The organism is Saprospiraceae bacterium, from assembly GCA_016712145.1.
In the GTDB taxonomy this organism is placed as follows: Bacteria; Bacteroidota; Bacteroidia; order Chitinophagales; family Saprospiraceae; genus Vicinibacter.
In genome coordinates, this window is the sequence record JADJRO010000001.1 from 1,531,722 (window position 1) to 1,553,887 (window position 22,166).

Sequence of the window (22,166 nt, forward strand, 5' to 3'; positions counted from 1 at the left end):
GCAACAAAAATAGCCCTTTGAATCAAATTCTTCTATTTAATGAAACGATCCATCCACGCTTACAGTATGTAGTATCTGTTTTACAAAGTTATATAACTGCTACCAGCTTCAGAATTACGACATCAATAGAAGAATTTACGGTATATCCAGGACCCTCTATCAATTACAGCAGAACTTCTATCAAATCCAATGAATATTTTATTAAAGAAAGTGGCAATTTATACCACCCACTGGAGCAATTAACAGAACCTATAATCAGGAAATCTGAGCAATATTTCCAAATTTTTCCAGACTTAGAAAGTGATCGGTTTGATTTATTTGCAGCCGTATTTTATTTATTAGCCCGTGTGGAAGAGTACCAATTGCATGAGATAGATAAACACCACCGATTCAATGCATCATCTAGTATTTTGGCAAAACAGGGTGTGCTACAACAAGCAGTTGTTGACGAATGGATTTTTAATTTTCTAAAAGCCTTGGAAATTACATTTAATATAAGCTTGCCAATTAGAAAATATAAACCAGAATGGTCCATAGGCATTGACATTGACCAATTTTATAAGCATAAATATAAATCCACTGGTATAAAATTGGCAGGCACCCTCCGTGATTTTGCTTATGGAAAATACAATGCCTATCTTGAACGAATTCAAATTTATTGTGGACTGATAAAGGATCCATTTGACAGTACGATCCATTTTCTTCATACTCCAATTGCTAAAGAACAATTGACATTCTTTATATTAAGTGGAGGAAACAGTAGCTATGATAAAAATCATTCCTTAAAATTGAAACCAGTCCTTCAAACATTAGATTTTCTAAAAACTATAGGAACAATTGGTTTGCATCCATCTTATAATACGATGGATGCATCTTTGAAAATAAAAATTGAAAAACAAAACTTAGAAACCGCTTGTGGCATTCCAATCAAATCTTCCCGACAGCATTTCCTTCGGTTACAAGTTGATAAAACCTATCCGGCATTAATCGAAAATAATATTTTAATAGATTACAGTTTGGGTTTTGCAGATCAAACAGGGTTCAGAGCAGGAACTTGTAGGCCCTTTTATTGGTATGATTTAAAAAATGAAATGCAAAGCAATTTAAAATTAATACCGATTAGCTGTATGGATCGGACTTACCTGGATTATTTAAAATATAGTCCGGAACAAGCTAAAGAATCCATAATTCAGTTATTTGAATTGGTAAAAAAGTATGGAGGGCAATTTCATTTGATATGGCATAACAGCAGTTTTGATTTTAAAGGAGAATGGACAGGCTGGGATCACGTATTTGATGATATAATTGACTATTTTAATAAACGCACAGAAACAACATGAGCAACAAAAAGAAAATTGGACTTTCTCCCGGTAGTTTGGTCTACACAGGCAAGCAATTGGATGTCAAACCTATTGTTAAAGGAATTCAATACAACCCAAACGATTATTCCGAACTTTCAGAAAAAGAGTGCTTAAACCTTAATTTGAAACAAGGATTCCAATATTGGTTAGACCTTAAAGGCATAAATGATGTAAATCTGATTAGTCAACTTGGGGAAAAATTTAATATTCACCGCCTCATATTGGAGGATGTATTGGATCCCGGTCACCGAATTAAAATTGAAGATTATGATGCAGCCCTTTTTGGAATTATTTACAATGTAGAGTACAACAAAGCAACGAAAACATTAAAAAAAGAACAGATATCGGTATACCTTAATAAAAGTGTATTGATCAGTTTTCAAGAAGATCCGGATGATAGTTTTTCTATCATTCGAAATCGTATGCAAATGCCCTTATCCCGAATTCGTACCAGGGGATCGGACTATTTATTTTATGCCATCATCGATTATTTGGTTGACCGCTACTACATTACGGTAGAAGCATTTCACGATGAGATTGAAGTTATGGAAGAGAAGGTATTACAAGAAAAGTTTGTCCTCCATTTAGAAGATTTACACATATTACGAAATAACATTTTAGCTATGAAACGGGTGGTTTTTCCGTTGCGAGAAGAAATCAATCAGTTAAAAAACCTGGAGACGAATTTAATTGATGCTTCAACCTTTTTATTTTTAAGAGATCTCCAAGACAATATTCAACATTTAATAGAAACGCTGGACAATCAAAGAGAATTGCTCAATGGGATTCGAGAATTGGTGATGAGCCGTACCAATCTGCAAATGAATAAAGATATGAAATGGCTGGCAATGGTTTCGACCGTGTCGATTCCCATTTTATTTTTTACAGGTGTCTACGGAATGAATTTTGAGTTCATGCCAGAATTAAAATGGAAATACGGCTACTTAATCTGGTGGATCGGAATCAGTGTGGTCGTATTTACAATGATTGGTTTTCTTAAACGAAAGAAGATGATTTGATTAACAATACCCCAAATCTTCATCAGTTTCAAGAAAATCACCTTTAGGTAAACTTTCTAAAACTAAATCGGTGTCAGGATTTTCTTTTTTGGAATTCAAAAAACCTCCGTTCTTCTGTTTTTGCTTCCGTTTTGGAAGTTTTCTTTTTGAACAGGTTTTTCATTAATAATTGGATTTATAGTTCATGGATTAATATTCGTACAAATATAAAATAATAATATATGTAATATTTATAATTTATTTGGCGATTTATGCAACATGAATACTTTTAAAAATTGGATCAAATCACCAGTCAACAACCGCTTGTAGTTAGTTATTACCAAAAACACCAAAAGCTTATCAGCTTAAGCGCCTTAAATAAAAAAATAAAGAAGATTTTTGTTGTTTGAAGATGAAGGCGCAATAATCAAAATTCCTAAATGTTGTTTAAAACTCCTGTTTACAGCATCCTTCATGGATAGATCAAAGGTATAACAAAGCTTTGATAGTCCTGTGTTAAATTATTTCATTTTCAAAAAAAAAGATAATTTTTTTTTACATAATATTGAGTGTAACATATAACACGTTAAATTTTGTAAGGTACCAAGCAACTACCGATTCATCAAAACGAAGCAATCCCAGCAATCGAAATCAACATGTATTATAATTTTCTTATATATTATATTATTGTTAATTTTTAATGTGTTGTTTATCAGCATGTTGCATTATTGTCTTGTAAAAGAATAAATTTTTCACATCAAGAAAATATATATATCTAATTTTGCCCAAATTTAAAAACGTATGAAGACTCGGTATTCAGATGAGGAATTGATTGAATTTAAAAAAGTCATAGATGATAAGCTGGAAAGCACTAAAAGAGAGTTGGAGGATATTGAGCAACAAATGATGGAGTTGCGAGATAATATGGCTGACGAACAAGGTGGAGACTGGTTTGATGATAGTTCTATTCATACTGAAATAGAGTTTCTTACAAAAATGGCCGAACGACAAAAGCAGTTTATTCAAAACCTCGAAATGGCTTTAGTTCGAATTAAAAATAAATCCTACGGTATTTGTACTGTAACCGGTGATTTAATTGAAAAACAGCGCTTGTTATTAGTTCCTCATGCTACAAAAAGTGTAAAAGCTAAAGAAAGTGAGCTTCCATCTGCTCCACCTGCAGAAGTGCGGAATGATTCAACCATGTATTCAGAAGAAGAAGAGGAAGACAATCCTCCATTAGAATAAAATCACATTTTACCAGCCGAGAATCCAGGCAAAAATCAAAGGAGCAACAATTGTTGCATCACTTTCAATAATGTACTTTGGTGTATGGATGTCCAGTTTACCCCAGGTAATTTTTTCATTGGGTACTGCACCTGAATAGGATCCAAAGGAGGTTGTAGAGTCTGATATTTGGCAGAAATAAGACCAAAATGGTACGTCGTGCCATTCCAAATCCTGATACATCATGGGAACCACGCAAATTGGAAAGTCGCCTGCAATGCCACCCCTATTTGAAAAAATCCTACTCCTTTCCCGGTTGAATTCTTACGATACCAATCCGCTAAAAACACCATGTATTCGATGCCACTTTTCATCGTGGATGCTTTTAATTCTGACTTAATAATAAAAGATGAAAAAATATTTCCCATGGTACTGTCTTCCCAACCCGGACAAACTATTGGTAAATTTTTTTGAGCGGCGGCCAGCATCCAGGAATTTTTGGGGTCAATTTCATAATATTGTTCAAGTACTCCACTCAATAGCATTTGGTACATATATTCATGTGGAAAATAACGTTGCCCGGTAGTATCAGCATCTTTCCAAAGTTCATAAATATGTTTTTGCAATCTCCTAAAAGCCTCTTCTTCCGGAATACAGGTATCAGTCACCCGATTGAGCCCTTGCTCTAAAAGCTCCCATTCCTGTTGTGGCGTTAAATCCCGATAATGTGGTATTCGTTTATAATGTGAATGTGCAACCAGATTCATCAGGTCTTCTTCTAAATTAGCACCTGTACATGAGATAATATCGACTTTATTTTGCCTGATCATTTCTGCCAGTGATACACCCAGTTCGGCAGTGCTCATTGCACCTGCCAGCGTGAGCATCATTTTCCCGCCTTCTGTAAGATGCAATTCATACCCTTTTGCTGCATCCACAAGAGCAGCAGCATTAAAGTGTCTGTAATGGTGTGCTATAAATTGAGAAACCGGACCTTTATTCATAAATTTATTATAATCTTTTATAAAGTTATTTTGCAGAACGTTCAAAATAGTAAGCCAACATCTTATAATAGAGTTTGGCAGCTAAAAAATCTGGCGCCTGATTGTGTGGATTGGGTGCTAATTCAACAATATCGAATCCTACAACTTTTTTTCTTAAAAATATCATGCGTAAGTATTGCAACACTTGATACCATTGCATGCCTCCAGGTTCAGGGGTACCCGTACTTGGCATCAAGGAAGAATCAAAAACATCCAAATCGAGCGTGATGTAAACCTTGTCTGTCATCTTTTTCAAAGACTCCTCCATCCAAAAATCATTATCCATGATATGATGAGCAAAATAAACCTTTTCTTTTTGAAGGTATTTTTTTTCACTGATATCCATACTCCTGATTCCAACTTGGATCAAGTTGGTATATTTCTGAGCTTCTGCCAATGCACATGCGTGATTGAATTTTGTGCCCATATACTCCTGACGCAGATCGGTATGTGCATCTAATTGAACAACTGTTAGGTTTTTGTGCTTCTGTGCAAATGCTCTTAAAACTCCAATGCTGATACTGTGTTCTCCTCCAAAATAGGTTGGAAGTTTGCCGGATTTGATTTGTTGGATGGCTGTTTTATAAACGATCTCAACCATTTCTTCTGGTGTAGATTTTTTAACTTTTAAAGGTTTTTCCAGAAAAACGCCTCTTTTATAGGGCTCTGACTGCGTTTCGATATCATAAAGTTCCATATTGGCAGAGGCATCCATAAATGCTTTAAATCCTTCATCAGCACCCTTACCCCAGGTACTCGTTCCATCAAAAGGTATAGATGTCAACAATACACCTGCTGAATCATAGCTTGCATATTTTGCAGGAATACCGGCATAGGTTTGAATTTTTTCTTTCATAATGTGTTTAATTCAAATGAAATAAAACCGATTTCAGGGTTCGGAATAAAATTAATCAAAATTCCTTAACTAATTATAGCCCAAAATTTTCAACATATCTTTTGAAGTCTGTTCTTCGCTATAAATCCAGTCTACAAGATTTCCGTTTTCATCCCGATCTACTATGAGATGTTTTGGCGATGGCAACAAACAATGTTTTATGCCTCCATACCCTGACAAAGCATCCTGGTAAGCTCCGGTATGAAAAAATCCAAGAAACAAGGGCTCCTTATCTTCTCGGCTGTATCTGGGCAAAAACAATTGTTGATTTAATGCCTCCGTATTGTAATAATCTGAATTATCACAACTCAATCCACCAATATTGATTCTAGAATAATCATTGTGCCATTTATTGATTGGAAGAAGTATAAATCGTTCAGCGATTCCCCAACTATCCGGTAAGGTATTCATCAATGAATTGTCAACCATATACCAGATTTCAGAATCATTTTGTTGCTTTTGTTCAAGTACAGAGAAAATTGTAGCTCCGCTTTCGCCAACGGTATATTTACCAAATTCTGTAAAAATATCCGGATGATCGACACCCGCTTCATCACAGCTGTCCCGGATCATTTTTACTATTTGATTGATCATATACTTGTAGTCATACTCAAAACCCAGTGAATTCCTAATGGGCAAGCCACCCCCGATATTAATGGCTTTAATAGATGGAAAATGCTTCTTTAATTCGGTATATGTACTAATTCCTTTTTTTAATTCACCCCAATAATATGCAGTATCCTTAATACCTGTATCCACAAAAAAATGAATCATATACAATTCAAATTTTTTATGCTTTTTAAATTTTTCTTTTGCGAATTGGACAATTTGTGAAGATCGAATACCCAATCGAGAAGTATAAAATTCAAAACTGGGTTCTTCCTCCGTTGCGACACGAAGTCCAATTTTGCATTTTTTATGAATCAATTCATCAAAGCGATCTACTTCATAAATATTATCACAAACCGGTATTACATTTTTAAATCCCGAATTAATCAAATTTGCGATATTCTGCAAATATTGTCTGGGTTTGTATCCATTATTTACAATGATTTGATCTTTGTCAATCAACTCATTTTTATAAAGATTTTCAATCAAATCGATATCAAAAGCAGAGGATGTCTCCAAATGCACATCGTGCTGCAATACTTCTTTTAGAACATATGAAAAGTGGCAACATTTTGTACAATAACAATAAAAGTATTTGCCATCATAGTCTAATGACTTCATGGCTTTATTGAATTGGTTTTTTGCTTTTTTAATTTGATCTCCAATGCGGGGAAGGTAGGTCATTTTAAAAGGTGTGCCATATTTTTCAATCAGATTCATGACCGGAATTCCGTTGAAAATGAGTTCGTCTTTTTCCAGATCAAAACTTTCCTGTGGAAAGTAATAAGACTGGTCAATGAGGTCAAAATATTTATTTACCATTTCGGCATAATCGTTTTTCTATAAGGGCACAAATATATTGGAAAATGGGTAGATTGAAGCTTTAAAATAGTAAATGGACCTGTGAATTTGCTAAAAATTATCAGAAGTCGATTGTCAAAGATTCTGTATCAGATCCTGAACGGTTCATTTATTGAATAAAAGCAAGCTTTCGCCCCCTTTGATCTGGAAACAGGCTACATGATCCCAAGCCATTTCACCATAAAATTGACTATGTTTACCGAGCAATCTAAAAATCATATTAAATAATTTTAATATATGTTAGAAAAATTATTCCGTAAAAAATCAATGGCTTCATTTCTTGAAGCCTCTCATACCAATAGCCTTCATAAAGTGTTAACCGTTCAGGATTTAACAGCTTTAGGAATTGCCGCAATTATAGGGGCCGGAAGTTTTAGCAGTCTGGGCGAAGCTTGCTTTAAAGGAGGACCCGGGGTTGTCTTATTATTTATTATAACAGGCATTGCCTGTGGATTTACTGCTTTGTGTTATGCTGAATTTGCCAGCAGATTACCTGTGGCTGGATCTGCTTATACCTATGCCTATGTTTCTTTTGGTGAATTAGCCGCCTGGATCATTGGTTGGGCACTTTTAATGGAATATTCAATTGGCAACATTTATGTAGCTTTTTCGTGGAGCGATTATTTTACCTCCTTGTTGCAACGATTGCACATTCATATTCCTGAATATCTGACCTGCAGTTACCTTGAAGCTAAAAAAGCTTTTGCCAACCAATCTACAAATGCCGAATTGATCGCCGCTTGGAATCATGCACCCATGTTTGGTTCACTTCGAATTATATTAGACCTGCCTGCCCTTATTATCAATGTGTTGATTACAATACTAGTATATATAGGTGTAAAAGAATCCAGAAATTTTAGCAACGTCATGGTCGCTCTAAAATTATTGGTGATCTTTTTAGTGATTGCTGTGGGTGCCTTGTACATTCAGGCAGGAAACTGGATGCCCTTAAATTCAGAAGGCCATCCTTCATTTTTACCCAACGGCTTTAGTGGGGTGATGAGTGCGGTCAGTGGGGTATTTTTTGCATACATTGGATTTGATGCGATCAGTGTTTTTGCGGAAGAAAGCAAAAATCCTCAACGGGACTTACCAAAAGGAATGATTTATTCGCTGGTCATTTGCACGGTCATTTATATCTTACTTGCACTTGTATTGACCGGTGTTTTAGATTACAGACAATTTGATGGCGTTGGAGATCCTTTGGCATTTATTTTTGAAATGAAGCACAATGCGTGGATGCAATTAATTGTCTCATTTATAGCTGTAATAGCAATGACCAGTGTGTTATTGGTTTTTCAAATGGGTCAACCACGGATCTGGATGAGCATGAGTCGTGATGGATTGTTGCCTCCTGCTTTCAAAAAAATTCATCCACGATATCTTACCCCTTCGTTTTCAACAGTCGTTACTGGTTTGGTTGTAGGTATTCCTATACTTTTTACTGATAAAACGTTTGTATTGGATTTTACAAGCATTGCAACTTTATTTGCATTTGCCCTTGTTTGTGGTGGAATTTTACTCATTCCAAGAAAAGAAAAAATTGCAGGTAGATTTCAATTAAAATACATCAATGGCAAATTTGTATTTCCTGTGATGGTTCTATTCACATTTTTTATCATTAATTTTCTATTTCCAGATTATTTTAAAAACCTTTTTGTTTTGGATGGCAACGAAGAAACCTTAAAAATTTCGAGCATAATTTTTTGGTGTTTACTATTAATTCTCTCAGGTTTGGCATATGTGAAAAATTTATCCCTGATCCCTTTACTTGGAGTTTCCAGTTGTTCGTATTTACTAACTGGAATGACGGCAAATAACTGGGCTTGGTTCGTTTGTTGGTTATTGATTGGCTTGATTATCTATTTTTATTACGGGATGAGAAAAAGTCGTCTCAATTAATAACAATAAATAAATTCTATTTGAATCGGATTTAGGCTAGAAAATCTCAATTTCAAATTTTTCTGAATTTATAAAAAAAAACTTATATCAAGATTGTTAGCAAAACCATTCTTTTTTAACTGGCAAAGAATATACTCTTTAAGCACGTTACAGGGCTCCAAAAAATAAAAAACCGGTGTTTACATTTAAACACCGGTTTTTAAGTAGTAGGTAAAATTCTTATGTGTTTCTAAGTATTTAAAATTTACTAATGATCAACATCTCAATACGATTGTTAAGCATTTGACCGTCAAACGTCTTATTGTTTGCAACTGGATATTTTTCACCAAAGGATTTAATTTGAATTCTATCGGTTGCAATTCCTGCAGCTACCAATTGATTTTGAATAGCTTTTGCTCGCTTTTCTGCCAGGATTTCATTTGCCTTTTCATCACCAATATCATCTGTATAGGCCATTAACCTAACTTTTAAATTGGGAAAACTATTCATGATGTTGGCCAACTCAGGAATTTCTTTATTAAACTTTTCGATGATTTCAGCAGTTCGACCTTTAAATTGTAAATAGATAAATTTAAAATCTTCTCCAAAATCATTATCACCTCGCTTTAGATAATCTAAAACCTGCGCAGCAATACCGCCTTCTGTAAAATGCAGGGCTTCCAGATTTTTTAAAGTTTGTTTAACTGTTTCTGGATGATGATATGCAATCGGAACGTAATTTGTATCGACTAAATAAGTTGCTTTTTTTGAAGTGTCTACAGCCGCCGTCGATTCCGAAGGCGAATTGCCAGAAGGCAACTTTTCAGCTTTTTTACATTGCATAAATAAAAAAGCCATCAGCAAAAGCAACATTTGCATAAATGCAATCATAAATACAATTTCCTGTCGCTTGTTCTGAAACAGTATTGGCTTAATTGAAATTTTCATGGTTTGTATTGATGACTTATTTGTTGATAGTTACGATTTTAATGCTAAAAACCAATATTAGGAAAACGAAGATAACAAAATAATGTTTCTCCAGTTAAGGACTATTAACAATTATTTAAAATTTAAAGCATAAAAGTCACAAAAAAACAAATAATAATTTGCCAACCAAAAATTTATAGTCAGCCATGCAGGGTTTCCTGAACCAGCCTAATGAAATCATTCAGCCTTTATAAATACTAACGACAAAAAATGAATTCCGTGACGCAACGTGTTTTTAAATTGTTGATAATTAACATTTTACACGGTACAATAAAATTTTCATACATTTGGACGAACACCATCCTTAAAATAAAATGAACCCTTTGGAATCTACCCTCTCAGGTAAAAATGTAATAGAACCGACAAGATCCCAATCTTTAAAATCAACTAGAATTCATGCTATTGAGTATTCCCAGGAAGAGAAAATACTGAGGTTTTATCTTCTTGAAAATCAGGAGGACATACAGCTTTTAACTACTGTAAAACTTACAGATAAAACTCAAAAACAACTGTCCCAAATTTTTAATTACCTGCAAGGGCCTATTGATTTATATGTTCATGGATTAATACAGCATGATTCCGTTTGGGAAGCAGATGCGGTTGTTTTATTGCCTGATTACTTGATCGATGTAACTTCAGTTGCTTCTTGTTTTAACCATCAAGGCAGTCAGGTTTTAAAACAATTGGTTTCAAACTTTTGGTACAATCCACCCGGATTTTCAACATTGATCGGAACCTCAGTCAATTTATTTTTAGATGAATTAATACTAAACCCTGATTTAAAACTTGAAGATCTAATCACCCAATTATTTAAACACAATCCTTTAGCTTTTTCCTTATTTGATGATGTACAGGTTGAAAAATTTTATGACACGGTCCGTCAACATTTTTACAACATAAAAACCCTAATTGATAGCCGCTTCAATGTAGAAGAAATCCAATTAAAAGACTGTCTCTTAGAACCTAGTTTCTATTCTGTTCAATTTGGAATCCAAGGACGACTGGATGTCTTATATGAAAATTATGAAAAAGCATTTTACTGGATTCTCGAACTAAAAAGTGGCAAACCCTATTTACCAAACAAATATGGAATTAATACGGATCATCATGCACAAATCATGTTGTATTATTTATTAATTCAATCAGTTTATGGAAATGATTCACGCATCAAGTGCCATGTACTTTATTCCAGTCAGTCTGAAAATTCACTCCGCTTTGCACCGGCTATAGAAGAGATCATACACGAGTTAATTCAAATAAGGAATTCCATAATATTAATGCATTTACATCTCGCCTACAGAAAAAAAGAAGATACTTTTATTCTGGACAGTTTAAATGATAAGCATTTTAGTAATTCAGAATCTTATACAAAAAGAGATGCAGGATTTTTACTTAACATTTATAAAAGCTTAAATTCATTTGAAAAAGAATACTTCAAAGTGTTTTCAGGTTTTATTGCACGTGAACAATTTATTGCTAAATTAGGCAGAGCAAATATTCAGTATACTGAAGGACTTGCATCTTTATGGCTGTTGTCAGAATCAGAAAAAATTGAATTTTTTATGATTTTGCCTGGTTTAGAAATTAGTTCGATGCTTACTCCCCGGGATGACTACCCGATTCTTATTCTTAAATTTCCACAGGAGATTTCAATTTTATCAAATTTTCGAATTGGGGATACCCTGGTGTTGTATCAACAACCGGATATATTGCGAGTGCAAGTTTATAAATGTACCTTGATAGAACAATTTCCTTCAGAATACCACATCCGATTAAGAACCAGACAATTTCCAAAACTTGCAATCGCTCAAAGTAAAAAATGGAATTTAGAACATGATTCCATGGATCGCAATTTTACAACACAATTTCAAGGACTTACAGAATTTTGTCAGTCGGAAGAAACCAAAAGAGCCTTGTTATTAGGATTGCAAGAACCTGGTATATTAAATAATGGAATTCCGTTAATTGAAAACACACCTTCCATAATCCAATCTGTCTTACAAAAAATACTCAAGTCAAAAGATTATTTTCTTTTATGGGGTCCTCCTGGGAGTGGTAAAACGAGTATGGTTATTAAATATCTTACAGCATCTCTCTTTCAGAATAGCAAGGAATCTATTTTATTACTTGCTTACACCAACCGTGCGGTAGATGAAATCTGTGAGGCTATTGAATCCATAAATCTATCGAGTGATCTGGATTTTATACGAATCGGTTCGCGCTATGCAGTGCATCCAAAATTCAGAAAAAACTTATTGGAAGAAAAAATAAGTGGTTTTAAAACCAGAAGAGAATTGCAAAAATTGATCAACAGTACCCGAATCGTTACCGCAACCCTTGCATCCATTCAAGGAAAACGTGAATTATTCCAACTTAAAAATTTTGATACCGTTATCATAGACGAAGCCAGCCAAATACTAGAATCGCAATTAATTGGAATCCTATCAAGATTCAAACGATTTATACTGATTGGAGATCATATGCAATTACCAGCTGTAACGGCACAAACTGAGGATGAATCTAAAATTCAATCTGAATTGCTACTCCAACAAGGATTTAAAAGTTTGAGCACGTCCTATTTTGAACGCATGTTAAATATTGTCCAACAAAAAATTGGACCCACTGTTATGATATGCTTCATTTTCAGGGTCGAATGCATCGACAATTAATGGAATTTCCATCAACGTTTTTTTATCAGGAAAGACTTCAAACCCTGCCAGATGACTTTGGTTTAAAACAGCTTGAAAATTATTCTGAAAAATTCAAAAAAACAAATTCAAATTCCTCTTGGCATTGTACCGAACGCATTGTATTTATTGATTGTAAAAATGAAACGGATTCAGTACAAGCAAAAATAAATTTAACTGAAGCCATTTTGGTTGCTAAAATCGTTCAATCTCTATATATTTTGTACCAAGAACAACAAATAAACTGGACCAATTTAACCCTGGGTGTTATTACTCCATTCAGGGCACAAATCGCATTAATAAAACAGCAACTTCAAGTCCTTGCCCTGGATGAAAATCTGATTACGGTAGATACCGCTGAACGATATCAAGGTGGCTCCAGAGATATTATTATACTTTCAACGGTTATCTCTGACCCCTCCCAGATGATCCAAATCAGCTCAGTAAATGCTGATGGGGTTGATCGAAAACTTAATGTAGCGCTTACCAGAGCACGTGATCAAATCATCTTAATTGGTAATGAAGATGTATTAAACACATCCAGCCTTTATAAAAATTTGATTGAATCCTATTATAAAGTAAAGGCCTGATAAATCATGCTCTTGGGCTTTATAAATTTCATACAAGTCCTGAAATCATTAAATCTATCAAAACGAATAATAAATTACGGGGCTTATTAAAGGAATTTTATTTGGTTTTCTTTACCTGGGATTCATTTTCAAAAATTGTAATCTTAATTAAATGGGAAATCATTTTTTCACCAATTCTATAAAAAATAAAGCTTGCGAAATAATTGATTTGTAACTTAAAAATTTCAGCTACATTTAAAACATTTCCCTTAACCTTACAATTTATATAAATTAAAAGCAGCGTTTGACCAAGTTAGGTCTTCTTTAGACTAAATTTGCCTGATTAGATAGTTCGATATGCGGTTTATTTCAATATTCCTGTTAGGATGTTTATTTGTTCCAGCTTCTGGTAAAGGAATCTATGTTTCTGTTACTGGGAATGACCTTAATAAAGGGACTCATTGGTTTCTTCCTTTTAGAACTTTACAAAAAGCTGCAAACATGGCCGTTGGAGGGGATACGGTCTATATCATGAAAGGAGATTATTATTCAGATTCCGAGGCGTTGATTGATTTTGATAAAAGCGGAACAGAGAATGCATGGATTGTATTTAAAAATTACAGAAATCATCAACCTGTTTTACAAGTAAAGACTAAATACGGAATCCATTTAAGCTCCTGCAATTATGTAAGTATCGAAGGACTTACAATTCAGACACAAAAAATATTTGGGACACAAACACAGATATCAGATTCCATTACTACAGGGATTTATTTGGACGGCAGCTATGAGGCACCCTGCAACCATATTAAGTTATACAATAATTTCATCAAAGACCACCGAGGAAGTGCTGTATTTGCAAATTATTTCGATTATCTTACTTTAAGTTATAATAAATTTTTTAAAAATGCCCTACAAGCAGGAGGACAAGCAACTTTGGAATTAAGGAATGGCGTTTTTACGGATGATATCAATAGATTACATAGTTTTATTCAATCGAATACCTTTGAAAAAAACAGTGTCAATGATTCCAGTCTGGTAAGTTCCTGCAGTCCTGTAATGCGGGTACACATGGCAGAAAAAGCTGAAAGTCGATATAAATCCAAAGTTTTAATCCATAATAATATCCTATATACCAATGGTTCCGGAGCCATCTGGATGGAAAATGCCCTTGGAATCGATCTTATAAATAACAGTTTTTATAGAAACTCTGAAAATCACATTTGCAAGCATCCGGAGATCCAACTGATTGGAAGTGAATATATTAATGTATTAAATAATATCATTTATTCCTCGGAAGGCAAATCTGGAATTTCAACATTAGTGAGCAGAGAAATTCTTATAAAAAATAATTTGCAATACAATTGTGTCAACAGTGAATATGGAAATGGGGCCATTAAAGCAGATCCAATGTTTGAGTTTGCTAAACCAGGAAATGATCAATTCAATTTTCGGTTAAAAGGGAATAGTCCTGCAATCAATGCCGGTCTTGATAGTTTGATATCTGATACCGATTATGAAGGTAACAAACGAAAGGTAGACTTTCATGTGGATATTGGGGCCATAGAATTTACAAATCGAATTCTACCCTCGTTAAAAAATTTCAAAACAGAAATTCCTTCCACAGGGATTAAATCCTATTGGAGCAGTTTGTATACAAAAGACCAAAAGATTTATACGGTTTGGAACGAAGAAAACATGCCATTCTATGTGAAAGTATATGATTTTCAAGGCAATGTGATACGTGAACATAAAAATGAAGAAAATGCCTTTGAAATGGATTTTAACGGTTTAGAAGCTGGATTTTACACGATTCAGGTTTTTAATGAAAAAAGCAGTCATTCAGATCGAATTGAAATAAAAAAGAGGCTTTAAGCCTGAATTTATAAGGAATTTACTGGATTTTATATAACTTTGCAGGCACCTACTCGGAAACATGCAATTTGTTTTTCCTACTTTTCTTTGGACTCTATTCATTTTAGCAATACCTGTTTTAATTCACCTTTTTTATTTTAGACGGTATAAAAAAATTGAATTTACCAATGTTCGCTTTCTTAAGGAATTGGTTGAAGAAACTGCAACCAGAAATCGTATTAAAAATTTATTGATCCTGTTGTCCCGACTTTTTGCGTTGGCAGCTTTGATCCTTGCATTTGCGCAACCATTTTCAAACTCCGGTCGAAGTGCAATAAAGCAAACAGAATCCATCAGTATTTACATAGACAATAGTTGGTCCATGAATGCGAATTCTGAGGATGGCAGCTTATTACAAAAAGCAAAAAGACAACCAGGGATATTATCCGCGCTTCTTCAGATAATGATCGCTTTCAATTGATTACCAATGATTTTGAAGGTAAACATCAAAGGCTTGTATCAAAAGATGATGCATTGATTTTTCTGGAAGACATTAAAAGTGGGCCTGCTGTTCAACCTTTATCGAAAATTATTGCAAAGCAAAGTCAATGTTTTAAGAATGCAGGGGTCGCGCACGGTACCGCGTATTTATTATCCGACTTTCAAAGGTCCATTTGTGACCTGGATTCAAATTTAGTGGATTCAAGCCTTGAAATCAATTTAGTGCCTATTCAAAGTGTAGAAGAAAATAATGTCAGTATTGATACAGCCTATTTTGATTCCCCAGTATTACTCCCAGGGCAAACACACGCTTTAATTTATAAAGTAAGTAATTTTGGAAACAGTCCGGTTGAAAATTTAAGTACTTCTTATTCTATTAACGGACAAGAATATCCTGGAAAACCTATTTTTATTCAAACTGGAAAATCTAAAATAGATACTTTTTACATAAAAGTCCCTGATCAGTCCTGGCAAAAAATTATCATCAAAATAAAAGATTTCCCAGTTCAATTTGATGATTCCTATTATATGTGTTGTAAAACGGACCAACAAATTGATGTGTTGGTTCTCTATTCAAAAGAAATTCCAGTAATTTTATTAAAAGCATTGGAATCAATACCCTTTTTTAAAGTTAAAAGTCAACAGCAAAATCAAATTGATTATAGTAAACTTGGAAGTTTTCGATTGATTATTTTAAATGAATTGGCTGATATAAGCACTGGAATGGCAACTGAATTGCAAAAAGCGACACAACAAGCTTGCAATTTATTTATCTTCCCAAGACCAGTAACTGCGCAAAATGATAATATTCATTTATTTTCTGTTTTAAATATTCCACAATTTACAAATTTCGATACCGCAAGAAAACTTGCCACCCATGCCAATCTAGATTCAGATATCTTTAAAGATGTTTTTAATCCGACGAGAGATCAAATTAAATTGCCTACAAGTTTTGGACATTATACACTGATCGGTGGGGCGCCTTATGAACAGATTGTTACGTTTCGCGACGGGCAGCCAATGATAAGCCGGATTAAAGCCGGAAATGCGTCTGTTTTTATTTCAGCATGCCCTTTGAATCAAAAATTTAATGACTTATCAAAAAATGCTGAAATATTTTTACCATTACTATTTAAAGCAGCGATCGCATCAGAAAGAAACCAGAATTATACTTATGATTTAAGTAATAATCCACAAATTAATTTGACCCTTCAGGAAAATATCAATGAACAAGATTTTATAGTCAGTTTGATTGGTCCTGAAACATTTATTCCTTCATTTAGAATTTCCGCTAAAAATTTAATTATAGACTTATACGATCAACTTAAAACCGCAGGAATTTATACGATCAACAATAAAGAAGAACTATTAGCTTATTCAGCCTTTAATGATAGCAGGCGGGAATCCAATTTAGCTGTCATAAGACCGGAAGAATTATCTAAATATTATGGGGGATTTTGTAAATTAATAAATGACAATAACAATTCCGATTTTACGAGTGTAATTAAATCTGAGCGATCAGGCCCCTTTCTTTGGTGGTATTTATTAATTGCATCATTTATATTTCTGATTATTGAATCCCTTTTAATCCGGTTTTGGAAAAATCATTAGAATATGGAATGTATTTTTAGAAACATCCGGATCATAGATCCCAATAGTCCAAATCACCAACTTGTGCGTGATGTCTGGATTAAAGATGGAACCATTGTTGAAATTAAAGCGAAAATCAACCTGAGTAAGAAAGTAAAAGAAATTCAAGGAAAAGATACGTGTTTGTCTCCTGGTTGGATTGATTTGGGATGTCTGCATGGCGAACCTGGATTTGAACACAGAGAAACCTTAGAATCAATTGCAAATGCCGCTTGTAAAGGAGGATATACTTCAATATGTTGTTTTCCAAATACAAATCCAGTTATACATTCTAAATCCGAAGTAAATTTTATAAAAACCAAATCTTCGAATTTACCAGTTCATATATATCCAATAGGTGCCTTGAGCAAAGAATGCAAATCAGAAGAACTCGCTGAAATACTTCAAATGGATGAAGCCGGAGCCATTGCTTTTTCAGATGGGAAAAGACCCATTCAAAAAAGTGGACTTTTAATGCGGGCGCTTGAATATGTGAGACTCATTCCTAATGGATTGATTATTAATTCATGCATTGATAAAGGAATTGCTGGATCAGGACAAATGCATGAAGCTTATACGAGTACTTCTTTAGGACTCAAAGGAATACCTTCTTTGACAGAAACGATCCATATTTATCGGGATATTGAAATTCTAAAATATACACAATCCAGATTATTAATTCATAAACTATCTACCGCAGAAGCAGTCAGTCAACTGAAGATTGACAAGTCAAAAATTAAAAATTTATTTTGTTCTGTATCTGTATTTAATTTATTGTACAATGATACACAGCTTGAAGATTTTAATGTAAATCTTAAATTGGAACCCCCTTTACGGTCAGAACGGGATCGGAAAGCACTTGTTAAAGGAATACAAGATGGCACCATTGACATTATTTGTTCGGATCATACTCCATGGGATATCGAAATGAAAGACTTAGAATTTCAATCCGCTGCTTTTGGAGCAATTAATTTAGAAACGGCATTTGCCGCCTATTCCACATTGTTGGGAAAGGAACTCTCAATTGAGCATTGGGTTCAAGCAGTTAGTATCAACCCTGCTAAAATCCTCCAAATACCAATCAGCAGCATTCAAGTTGGTTCTACGGGTGATTTTACTTGGTTTGATCCAAATAAAGAATGGACTTATGAGCTGGCAGACAGTGCTTCGCTTTCAAAAAATAGTCCTTTTAGTGGTAAAACATTCAAGGGAAAAGTTTTAGGATGTTATAGTAAATCCAGTTTTTATTCAAGTTAAAATACTAGAATGCTATGAAATGGATGATAATTTTAAATAATACCATATACTTGGTAAATTTGTAAGCACTATATTTAAGGAATTATGAAATCATATCAATCAACAATAAAACTTGGACTCATTTGGGCTGGAATTTCCATTGCAACCACTTTGCTCCTTTATTTATTGGGCATGATGGAAAATGTAATGGCTGCTATCCTTATCTTTTGTTTTGGTATTTATATTATGTATCGTGCAGGTATTGAAAAAAGAGAAGAATTGGGAGGCTTTATCAGCTGGAAATTAGCATTAACTCCAATTTGGTTGTGCGCTATAGTTTCTAGTTTTTTTACAAGCTTTTTTAGTTGGATCCTTGTAAAATTTATTGACCCTGGATTACAAGAAAAGCAACGAGAACAAGCCATAAAAATGATCGAGAGTATGCGGTCCTGGATGGGAGATGCAGCAGCTGAAGAACAATTAGCGCAAATTGAGACTCAAAATTTTGCTACATTTAGTAATTATATAATGATGTTTTTTTGGGCAATGATCATTTATTTTATTATTGCTTGCATTATTGCAGCTGTTGTAAAAAAGAATGATCCTAAAGAATTGTTCTCAAAATATTGATACTGAAAGCCCGTTCTATAGAGATAATTGGCACATATATACAATTAATTTATATATATCTAAAAGAATGGCAGAACCTTTCTATTTTTACAATACAATTGCCAGATGGATCTCGCATTAATTATACCCGCATTTAACGAAGAAGAATCACTTCCAGAATTGGTTTTGTGGATCCAAAAAGTTTTAGATCCAACTGACCTTAAGTATGAAATCTGGTTCATTGACGATGGGAGTACGGATCAAACCTGGTCTGTGATTGAGCAATTAAACCTCAAACACCCTCAAATTAAAGGTGTTAAATTTCGAAGAAATTATGGAAAATCGGCCGCATTAAATACTGGATTTCATTCATGTCGGGCCGACGTTGTAATTACAATGGATGCTGATTTACAAGATAGTCCGGAAGAAGTACCTGAATTATACCGTATGATTAAAGAAGGCGGCTATGATGTTGTTTCAGGTTGGAAGAAAAAAAGATACGACAATGCCTTGACGAAAAACATTCCATCCAAAATTTATAATGGAGTGACCAGTTGGATGAGCGGTGTAAAACTTCACGATATGAATTGTGGTTTAAAAGCATACCGTTCAGAAGTTGTTAAATCCATAGAAGTTTATGGAGAAATGCATCGATACATTCCAGTAATAGCAAAATGGGCAGGTTTTCGAAAAATTGGAGAAAAAATTGTTCAGCATCGTGCCAGAAAATATGGGTATTCCAAATTTGGAATGAGCCGTTTCATTAATGGATTTTTGGACCTTTCAACCATTATGTTTATTGGTAGATTTGGTAAAAGGCCCATGCATTTTTTTGGATCGGTTGGTTTGTTAGTCTTTTTTTTAGGCTTGTGTTTTGTAGCTTATTTAGCCTTTACAAAATATGCTTATGGACAAATGGGAATTACTCAAAGACCTGCATTTTTTCTATCTTTAGTGTCTATGATTATAGGTTCACAACTATTTCTTACAGGATTTTTAGCAGAATTGGTTACTAGAAATGCCTCTGAACGAAATACCTATCTCATTGATAAAAGCCTTAATTAATATCCATGTTAAAATTGGCTATTATAGGCCCAGCATACCCACTTCGGGGTGGATTAGCATCATTTGACGAAAGACTTTGCAAAGCATTTAAAGAAATAGGCTGGGAAGCTTCGATTTATACTTTTTCACTCCAATATCCTTCCCTTTTATTTCCAGGAACGAGCCAATACTCTGATGAAAAACCTCCAGTAGATTTAGACATTCACGTTTGCATTAACTCCATAAACCCATTTAATTGGATTAAGACTGGAAGGCGTATTCGAAAATATAAACCCAATTTAATCATTGTTCGCTACTGGCTTCCCTTTATGGGACCCTGTTTGGGTACAATCCTGCGATTGGTTAAAATGGATAAATCAATTAAAATAATATGCATTGCTGACAATGTAATCCCTCATGAAAGAAGGCCTGGTGATACATGGTTTACAAAGTATTTTATCAGCAGTCCACAAGGATTTATAACTATGAGTGAAAAAGTACAAAAAGACTTACTAACACTAAGACCAAATGTACCCAATATGACCTTAGAGCATCCACTGTATGATAATTTCGGTACCGCATTGGATATTAAAACAGCACGGGAAAAATTAAATATTTCTCAAGAGGATAAAATCGTATTGTTCTTTGGTTTTATTCGGAATTACAAAGGACTTGACTTAATATTGGAAGCCTTTTCCCATACTGAAATAATAAATTCAAAGATCAAACTCTTAATTGCTGGTGAATTTTACGAAGATTCAAAACCGTATCTAACCATTATTGAAAATTTAAATCTGTCTGACAAGGTGTTATTACACACTCATTTTATTCCTGACAGTGAAATCAGATATTATTTTTCTGCAGCAGATGTCGTGGTTCAACCCTATCGGCATGCAACCCAAAGTGGTGTGAGTCCACTTGCTTACCATTTTGAAAAGCCTATGATTGTCAGTAATGTTGGAGGATTGCCAGCAATGGTACCCCACATGGTTGCCGGTATTGTATGTGAACCAACACCCCTGGCATTAAGTCATGCAGTACTTCAGTTTTTTGAATTGGATCCATCTTATTTTATTAAGGGAATTCAAACGATACGGGCTAAACTTAGCTGGCATCATTTTGTTAATCAGCTTGTAAACTTTTATCATGATATTTCGTAGCAAAGCACCTTTCCGATTAGGCCTGGCTGGTGGCGGCACAGATGTAAGTCCTTACAGTGAGTTATTTGGGGGTGCCGTATTGAATGCAACGATTTCACAATTTGCCCATGCTACCATTGAATTAATTGCCGAAAAACAAATTATTTTTCATTCGATTGATCAAAAACTTGAGGCCTCATTTCCATTAGGAAGGATCCTTGATTCAGTAAAAGGGTTTAATTTGCAATGTGGAATTTACAATCGATTGTATAGAGAACATTTGCTTCCTGAATGCGGTTTTAAACTTACAACTTCTATGGACGTTCCGGCTGGCAGTGGCTTGGGAACCTCCTCAACGCTGGTTGTCGCCATCCTAAAAGTATATTCAGAGCTGCTAAATATTCCTTATGGTGATTACGATCTGGCGCATTTAGCATATGATATTGAACGAAACGAACTAAAACTTGCTGGTGGGAAGCAAGATCAGTATGCAGCAACGTTTGGTGGATTTAACTATATGGAATTTTATGAAGACAATAATGTCATTGTAAATCCACTTAGAATTAAATCTGAATATTTGCATGAACTTGAAAATAACCTCTTGCTTTATTTTACTCTAACAAATAGAGAATCTTCTGACATCATTAAAGAACAACAAAAAAATGTAATCAATAAAAAAGAAGATTCTATTGAAGCCATGCATCAATTAAAAGAACAAAGCAAACGGATGAAAGATGCTTTGCTTCAAGGAAAAATGGGCGTAATTGGTGAAATATTGGATTTTGGCTTTCATCAAAAAAGAAAAATGGCCAGCTTAATCAGCAATCCATATATAGACGAAATTTATGAATCTGCACGTACAGCAGGTGCGGCAGGAGGTAAAATATCTGGAGCAGGTGGTGGTGGTTTTATGTTTTTCTATTGTCCTGAAAACAAACGGTATGCAGTTATCGAAGCATTACAAAAGCATAAAGGGTACTTCCTGAATTTTCAATTTACAAAGCACGGCGTACAGAGTTGGCGTATAAATTAAATT

At 34.3% G+C, this 22,166-nt stretch carries 17 protein-coding genes and 1 pseudogene; 14 read left to right on the forward strand and 4 right to left on the reverse strand.

What is annotated here, in order from left to right:
- Nucleotides 1-17 precede the first annotated feature (17 nt).
- The 3 genes from IPK91_06530 to IPK91_06540 all read left to right on the forward strand — a co-directional run bounded on the left by IPK91_06530 (nucleotide 18) and on the right by IPK91_06540 (nucleotide 3,607).
- Nucleotides 18-1,340 carry a polysaccharide deacetylase family protein gene (locus IPK91_06530; GenBank protein ID MBK8296922.1) on the forward strand — a complete coding sequence of 441 codons (1,323 nt, stop codon included), beginning with the start codon at nucleotides 18-20 and terminating at the stop codon, nucleotides 1,338-1,340.
- Nucleotides 1,337-2,380: a magnesium/cobalt transporter CorA gene (corA, locus tag IPK91_06535; GenBank protein MBK8296923.1), complete on the forward strand. Its 1,044-nt coding sequence runs from the start codon at nucleotides 1,337-1,339 to the stop codon at nucleotides 2,378-2,380. The genes IPK91_06530 and corA overlap by 4 nt, the downstream gene beginning before the upstream one ends.
- A gap of 780 nt (nucleotides 2,381-3,160) precedes the next feature.
- Nucleotides 3,161-3,607, forward strand: a complete 447-nt coding sequence (locus IPK91_06540; GenBank protein MBK8296924.1) for a TraR/DksA family transcriptional regulator — start codon at nucleotides 3,161-3,163, stop codon at nucleotides 3,605-3,607.
- Between the two features lie 9 nt (nucleotides 3,608-3,616).
- Here the strand turns inward: IPK91_06540 and IPK91_06545 are convergent.
- The 3 genes and pseudogenes from IPK91_06545 to IPK91_06555 all read right to left on the reverse strand — a co-directional run bounded on the left by IPK91_06545 (nucleotide 3,617) and on the right by IPK91_06555 (nucleotide 6,955).
- Nucleotides 3,617-4,590, reverse strand: a pseudogene (locus IPK91_06545) (deoxyhypusine synthase family protein).
- Nucleotides 4,591-4,615: 25 nt separating this feature from the next.
- Nucleotides 4,616-5,485: an agmatinase gene (speB, locus tag IPK91_06550; protein ID MBK8296925.1), complete on the reverse strand. Its 870-nt coding sequence runs from the start codon at nucleotides 5,483-5,485 to the stop codon at nucleotides 4,616-4,618.
- A 69-nt stretch (nucleotides 5,486-5,554) separates the two neighbouring features.
- Entirely contained in the window at nucleotides 5,555-6,955 is a 1,401-nt protein-coding gene (locus tag IPK91_06555) for an arginine decarboxylase (protein MBK8296926.1), read from the reverse strand.
- A gap of 276 nt (nucleotides 6,956-7,231) precedes the next feature.
- On the opposite strand from IPK91_06555, the gene IPK91_06560 reads away from it, so the two are divergent.
- Nucleotides 7,232-8,896, forward strand: coding sequence for an amino acid permease (locus IPK91_06560; protein ID MBK8296927.1), 1,665 nt, complete (start codon nucleotides 7,232-7,234; stop codon nucleotides 8,894-8,896).
- Between the two features lie 237 nt (nucleotides 8,897-9,133).
- Here IPK91_06560 and IPK91_06565 read toward each other — a convergent pair whose 3' ends face one another.
- Nucleotides 9,134-9,823: an OmpA family protein gene (locus IPK91_06565; protein MBK8296928.1), complete on the reverse strand. Its 690-nt coding sequence runs from the start codon at nucleotides 9,821-9,823 to the stop codon at nucleotides 9,134-9,136.
- A gap of 362 nt (nucleotides 9,824-10,185) precedes the next feature.
- On the opposite strand from IPK91_06565, the gene IPK91_06570 reads away from it, so the two are divergent.
- The 10 genes from IPK91_06570 to IPK91_06615 all read left to right on the forward strand — a co-directional run bounded on the left by IPK91_06570 (nucleotide 10,186) and on the right by IPK91_06615 (nucleotide 22,163).
- Nucleotides 10,186-12,531 carry an AAA family ATPase gene (locus IPK91_06570; protein ID MBK8296929.1) on the forward strand — a complete coding sequence of 782 codons (2,346 nt, stop codon included), beginning with the start codon at nucleotides 10,186-10,188 and terminating at the stop codon, nucleotides 12,529-12,531.
- The gene (locus tag IPK91_06575; protein ID MBK8296930.1) at nucleotides 12,516-13,139 is read left to right on the forward strand and encodes a hypothetical protein; all 624 of its coding nucleotides are present in this window, start codon (nucleotides 12,516-12,518) and stop codon (nucleotides 13,137-13,139) included. The genes IPK91_06570 and IPK91_06575 overlap by 16 nt, the downstream gene beginning before the upstream one ends.
- A 336-nt stretch (nucleotides 13,140-13,475) precedes the next feature.
- The gene (locus IPK91_06580) at nucleotides 13,476-14,993 is read left to right on the forward strand and encodes a right-handed parallel beta-helix repeat-containing protein (protein MBK8296931.1); all 1,518 of its coding nucleotides are present in this window, start codon (nucleotides 13,476-13,478) and stop codon (nucleotides 14,991-14,993) included.
- A gap of 61 nt (nucleotides 14,994-15,054) precedes the next feature.
- Complete coding sequence (locus tag IPK91_06585) at nucleotides 15,055-15,453, forward strand: BatA domain-containing protein (protein ID MBK8296932.1); 399 nt, start codon at nucleotides 15,055-15,057, stop codon at nucleotides 15,451-15,453.
- Nucleotides 15,450-17,084, forward strand: coding sequence for a hypothetical protein (locus tag IPK91_06590; GenBank protein ID MBK8296933.1), 1,635 nt, complete (start codon nucleotides 15,450-15,452; stop codon nucleotides 17,082-17,084). The genes IPK91_06585 and IPK91_06590 overlap by 4 nt, the downstream gene beginning before the upstream one ends.
- A gap of 3 nt (nucleotides 17,085-17,087) precedes the next feature.
- Nucleotides 17,088-18,359 carry an amidohydrolase family protein gene (locus IPK91_06595; protein MBK8296934.1) on the forward strand — a complete coding sequence of 424 codons (1,272 nt, stop codon included), beginning with the start codon at nucleotides 17,088-17,090 and terminating at the stop codon, nucleotides 18,357-18,359.
- Between the two features lie 84 nt (nucleotides 18,360-18,443).
- The gene (locus tag IPK91_06600) at nucleotides 18,444-18,968 is read left to right on the forward strand and encodes a DUF4199 domain-containing protein (GenBank protein ID MBK8296935.1); all 525 of its coding nucleotides are present in this window, start codon (nucleotides 18,444-18,446) and stop codon (nucleotides 18,966-18,968) included.
- Nucleotides 18,969-19,073: 105 nt separating this feature from the next.
- The gene (locus tag IPK91_06605; protein ID MBK8296936.1) at nucleotides 19,074-20,012 is read left to right on the forward strand and encodes a glycosyltransferase family 2 protein; all 939 of its coding nucleotides are present in this window, start codon (nucleotides 19,074-19,076) and stop codon (nucleotides 20,010-20,012) included.
- A 5-nt stretch (nucleotides 20,013-20,017) separates the two neighbouring features.
- A complete protein-coding gene (locus IPK91_06610) occupies nucleotides 20,018-21,151 on the forward strand; it encodes a glycosyltransferase (protein ID MBK8296937.1) in 1,134 nt (377 codons plus the stop codon).
- Nucleotides 21,138-22,163, forward strand: a complete 1,026-nt coding sequence (locus IPK91_06615; protein MBK8296938.1) for a dehydrogenase — start codon at nucleotides 21,138-21,140, stop codon at nucleotides 22,161-22,163. The genes IPK91_06610 and IPK91_06615 overlap by 14 nt, the downstream gene beginning before the upstream one ends.
- Nucleotides 22,164-22,166 lie beyond the last annotated feature (3 nt).